This window comes from Olsenella profusa F0195 (assembly GCF_000468755.1).
GTDB classification, from domain to species: domain Bacteria; phylum Actinomycetota; class Coriobacteriia; order Coriobacteriales; family Atopobiaceae; genus Olsenella_F; species Olsenella_F profusa.
Window position 1 is genome coordinate 1 of record NZ_AWEZ01000036.1, and the last position, 4,323, is coordinate 4,323.

Sequence of the window (4,323 nt, forward strand, 5' to 3'; positions counted from 1 at the left end):
AAAAAATGCATTGCGCATTGCCGTGCATGAGGCTCCGGCACCATCTCTCATGGTGTAATCCTCGTCACCCGAACCAGCCCTGTGCGGGGTGACGGCCGCGTTTTTGCGTGGATGGCCCATGCCCCGTGGGTGCGGCCCAACGTTCCGGCCATGGGTGGGCCGATGAGCCATCTCGATCTTGGATCCATCGAGACCTTGGGATACATGAGAGATCGATGCTGGCGGCTTTCCAAAATAACTAATACGTCACGCAATGATTTTCTTGTTGTATCTATTGCGCTTCAATATAATATTGCGCTTCAATATAATTAAGCCGATGGGAGGGGGAAACGAGGATGTCGCTGAACTACCGGGAAGCCGTCAAGCTGATTAGAAGAAACGGTGGTAGGTTCATATGGCATGGGGCAAGTCATGACATCTTCGAGACCAAGGATGGGAAGGAGATACAGGTGCCGCGCCACGCGAAAGACCTGAGTTCGGGAGTGGAGAGGGACATCAAAGAGGAGCTGGGAATGAGGTAGGTTCCGGCCCCGATCTTGGTGGGAGGAAACATGAAGTATGTATACGAAGCAATCGTAGAGCCCGTGGGCAGGTTCCTCGAGGTGAGGTTTCCCGACCTTGGTATCATCACCCAGGGAGAAGACTTGCAGGATGCTGCCTTCAGGGCACAGGACCTCTTGGAGAACCACATCGTTATGTCGCTCGAGAGGGGCGAGACCCTTCCCGTACCAACCTTCGGCAACGAGTGCAGCGCCAATGGCTACCGCATGGGCATTGTGGTGGAATGCGACAAGGATACCCCGGAGGATAAGACCATGAGCGTCAACGAGGCCGCAGACCTCCTGGACGTTACGCCCGCACGTATCCGGGCAATGATTCGCGACGGCATACTCGCCTCGCGCAAGGTCGGCATGGTTCATATGGTCGATGCGGCTAGCGTGATGCGACGCTTCAACGAACCCATCCATGCGGGCAGGCCGAGGAAGGAATCCGTGACAGCATAAGCGGGGCATGCGTCTTCTCCTGTCCGCAAGGCCCGGGCTGTCTGGGGTGGGGAGACGGGTTCAGAGAACATCGGAGGCAAACGGATGCTGTTCCTCATGTCTGGCCTGAGTGCATACGTCTACCTGTTCATGCTGCTTGCGCTGGGTCCTGCCATTGTGCTGATGGTCTATGTGTATCGGCTTGATACCCTTGACCGGGAGCCGATTGGGCTGCTATGGTCGCTCGTCATGAGGGGTGTCGCTGCGGCACTCGCTGCAAGCCTCCTTGAGGCCATCGGCATGCGGGCCTTCGGGCTCCTCTCGGGTCTTGACCCCTCTGGCATGCAGTTTGAGGTTATGGGCGACCTCATGGTGGTCGGCGTGATCGAGGAGGGCGCCAAGTATGCGCTCATGGCTCGAAGGACCTGGAACAGCCCTGCCTTCAACTGTCGCTTCGACGGGGTTGTCTACGCCGTGTTCACGTCGCTGGGATTCGCGGGCATGGAGAACATCACGTATGGCCTGGCATATGGGCCAGGCGTGCTGTTCTCGCGCGCCATCATGGCCATTCCGGCTCACATGGGGTTTGCCGTGCTCTTTGGCCTGTTCTACGGGCAGGCCAAGCTCTGCGGCGTACGCGGGTACAGGCTTGCGTCTGCCCTCTGCGCCGTGGGCGGCTATGTGCTCTCGGTTGTGGCGCATGGCCTGTACGACTCGGCTGCCGCCATGGCGACAAATGAGTCGGGCGGACTCTTCCTGCTCGTCATGATGGCCGTGTACCTAATCGTCTTCAAGGTCGCACGCTCGGCGGCGCGCCACGACCGCCGCTTTGCCTCATAGCCGGCGCCTGGGGCCCCATGACAACCCCACCTGTGCCATATACTATCGAGGAGTCTTCTTGCGACAGTTTGGGGTGAAGATGCAATTCGGCTTCTCGGTGGTGGGCATGGCGTTCCTCGCGCTGCTGTTCATTCCCAACGTCCTCTGGGCAAGAAGCCGACCCTCGGGCTACGAAGAGGTGGCAAGGCACGAGAGCCGCGTGTTGCTTGCGTTTGAGAGGGTCGGCCAGGCCGCCACCACCTGCGCCGCCATCGTGTTCGTCTGTCCGCAGGGTCTCTCCCTGCCTTGGCCGCTCTGGTTCGTTGCCGCTACCGTCCTCATGCTCCTGTACGAGCTTGCCTGGGTCCGCTACTTCAGGGGAGGGGAGGAGCTCGCCGGTATGTACGCGTCCCTCGGCCCCATCCCCGTGCCTCTGGCGTCTCGGCCTGTGGCCGCGTTTGGCCTCCTGGGTGTCTGGTGCCAATCACCGGTGGCGGTCATCTCTGCCGTCATCCTTGGCATCGGCCACATCGGCATCCACCTCGGACACCTGTCGGCACACTAGCCCATGCCTACGTGCGCCGTGGACATGCGCAGGGAGTCTTCGTCTTCAATCTGAAATTTCCGCAACAATGCTCATAAATTTCAGATGTGTCTTGCGGTCATGTCTCATGCTGTCTAAAATACCTATATGAAATTTCCGCAACAATGCTCATAAATTTCAGATGGGGTTGCCATGATCATAAGTCGTCCCAGCTACATGCAGAAGCTCATCTCTGGAATGGGGTCGGATCAGGTCAAGGTCGTCACGGGCATCAGGCGCTGCGGCAAGTCGTTTCTGGTATTCAACCTGTTCAAGGATTACCTGCTCAAGCGGGGTATCCCCAAGACCAACATCATCGAGATGGCGTTCGATCGGTTCAGCAACAGAAGATATCGAGACACCGAGACCTTCTATTCCCATGTGACGGAGGAGCTCGGTAAGACAAGCGGGAAACGTTACGTGCTTCTGGATGAGGTGCAGCTGCTCGACAGCTTCCCTGAGGTTCTTATGGACCTCATTGCCATGCCTGACGTTGACGTGTACGTGACGGGTAGCAACGCGCGGCTGCTGTCCAAGGACGTGGTGACCGAGTTTAGGGGACGCGGCCAGGAGATAGCGATGGCACCATTGAGCTTCTCGGAATTCATGAGTGCATATGGTGGCGACAAACGCGACGGCTACGCCGAATACGCCACGTATGGTGGACTTCCTGCGGTGCTTTCCAAGAAGATGACCCAAGAGAAGGCCGATTATCTGTCCTCTCTCTATGACGTGCTCTACATTCGCGATATTGTCGAGCGCAATGGCATTCGCGACACGGGAAACCTTGAGGAGCTTATAGACGTACTGTCCTCGGCAATCGGGTCGCTCGTGAACCCCTCCAAGATTTCGGCGACTTTCAGGAGCGAAAAGAACACGACGATTGCCCCCGAGACCGTTGATCGCTACCTATCGCATTTAGAGGACGCGTTTCTTGTGAGCCGTGCGAAGCGCTACGACCTGAAGGGCCGGAGGTATATCGGCACCCCATTCAAACTCTACTTCTCGGACCTGGGGCTGCGCAATGCGCGCATGAACTTCCGACAGATGGAGGGCTCCCATATCATGGAGAACGTCATCTACAATGAGTTGAGGGGTCGAGGCTTTGGTGTTGATGTCGGAGTTGTGCCCACGGGCGTCAGGGGCAAGGATGGCAAGGTGTGCCGTACCCAGCTTGAGGTTGACTTCGTATGCAACAAGGGGAGCAAGCGCTACTACGTTCAGTCCGCCCTTGCCATGCCCACTCCCGAGAAGCGCGAGCAGGAGGAGCGGTCTCTCCTCAGGATCGATGATGGGTTCAAAAAGGCCATCATCACCAAGGAGGGGTTTGAGCCTCACTATGACGAGCATGGGGTGCTGACGATGAACGTCTACGACTTCCTGCTCGACGCGAATAGCCTTGACTTCTAAGTTTTTGTTCTATCTGTACTAGTACACATATGATAGAATCGGGCCGTCCGATAGGACAGGTCCCAAGGAGGCCATGCAATGGGCGCAGACGACATGTGCCAGCCGAGCGGCCCGATTCTCGCCGTCGAGGGCTACTCCAAGAGCTACGGGAGAAAGAGGGCCGTGGACAACGTCTGAACTGCCTCCCATTTCTTGGACACAAGAAATGGGAGGTTCGTCTTTATGCCTGATGACTTGCGCTTGAAGCACGATGCCGGCTCCAGAAGGGAGGCGGCAAGGCTGTTCGAGATGGGATACGGCTACGGCCCGGTCGCCTCCATGATGTCGCTTCCCCAGGAGGCTGTGAGAGAATGGCTCTACACGTTCCGCGCCGTCGGATCGGAGGGCCTGCTGAACATGGGGAGAACCCAGGCGAGATACAGCTGGGAGCTGAGGTGCGACGCGGCCAGGGCCGTGGCCGGGGGCGAGATGACCGTCGTCGAGGCGATGGAGGCCTACGGGGTCGCATCGCGCTCGCCCCTGGACAGA

5 protein-coding genes and 1 pseudogene are annotated in these 4,323 nt (G+C 58.2%); all 6 read left to right on the top strand.

The genetic code is table 11. The features are described 5' to 3' along the window. Window positions 1-335 precede the first annotated feature (335 nt). Window positions 336-521 carry a type II toxin-antitoxin system HicA family toxin gene (locus HMPREF1316_RS04260; protein ID WP_021725705.1) on the top strand — a complete coding sequence of 62 codons (186 nt, stop codon included), beginning with the start codon at window positions 336-338 and terminating at the stop codon, window positions 519-521. A 30-nt stretch (window positions 522-551) separates the two neighbouring features. Beyond that, window positions 552-1,004: a type II toxin-antitoxin system HicB family antitoxin gene (locus HMPREF1316_RS13125; protein ID WP_021725702.1), complete on the top strand. Its 453-nt coding sequence runs from the start codon at window positions 552-554 to the stop codon at window positions 1,002-1,004. A 96-nt stretch (window positions 1,005-1,100) separates the two neighbouring features. Beyond that, on the top strand, window positions 1,101-1,823 hold the full coding sequence (locus HMPREF1316_RS13130; protein WP_198009581.1) for a PrsW family intramembrane metalloprotease: 723 nt from the start codon (window positions 1,101-1,103) through the stop codon (window positions 1,821-1,823). Window positions 1,824-1,881: 58 nt separating this feature from the next. Continuing rightward, the gene (locus HMPREF1316_RS04280) at window positions 1,882-2,367 is read left to right on the top strand and encodes a hypothetical protein (protein ID WP_021725704.1); all 486 of its coding nucleotides are present in this window, start codon (window positions 1,882-1,884) and stop codon (window positions 2,365-2,367) included. A gap of 171 nt (window positions 2,368-2,538) precedes the next feature. Beyond that, window positions 2,539-3,795 carry an ATP-binding protein gene (locus HMPREF1316_RS04285; protein ID WP_021725701.1) on the top strand — a complete coding sequence of 419 codons (1,257 nt, stop codon included), beginning with the start codon at window positions 2,539-2,541 and terminating at the stop codon, window positions 3,793-3,795. Between the two features lie 240 nt (window positions 3,796-4,035). After that, a pseudogene (locus HMPREF1316_RS04290) lies at window positions 4,036-4,323 on the top strand (helix-turn-helix domain-containing protein); the annotation flags it as partial.

Bases quoted from the DNA above. Each gene is read 5' to 3' on its own strand.
- HMPREF1316_RS13125 (WP_021725702.1), top strand. From the start codon at position 552: ATGAAGTATGTATACGAAGCAATCGTAGAGCCCGTGGGCAGGTTCCTC.
- HMPREF1316_RS04285 (WP_021725701.1), top strand. From the start codon at position 2,539: ATGATCATAAGTCGTCCCAGCTACATGCAGAAGCTCATCTCTGGAATG.
- HMPREF1316_RS13130 (WP_198009581.1), top strand. From the start codon at position 1,101: ATGTCTGGCCTGAGTGCATACGTCTACCTGTTCATGCTGCTTGCGCTG.
- HMPREF1316_RS04260 (WP_021725705.1), top strand. From the start codon at position 336: ATGTCGCTGAACTACCGGGAAGCCGTCAAGCTGATTAGAAGAAACGGT.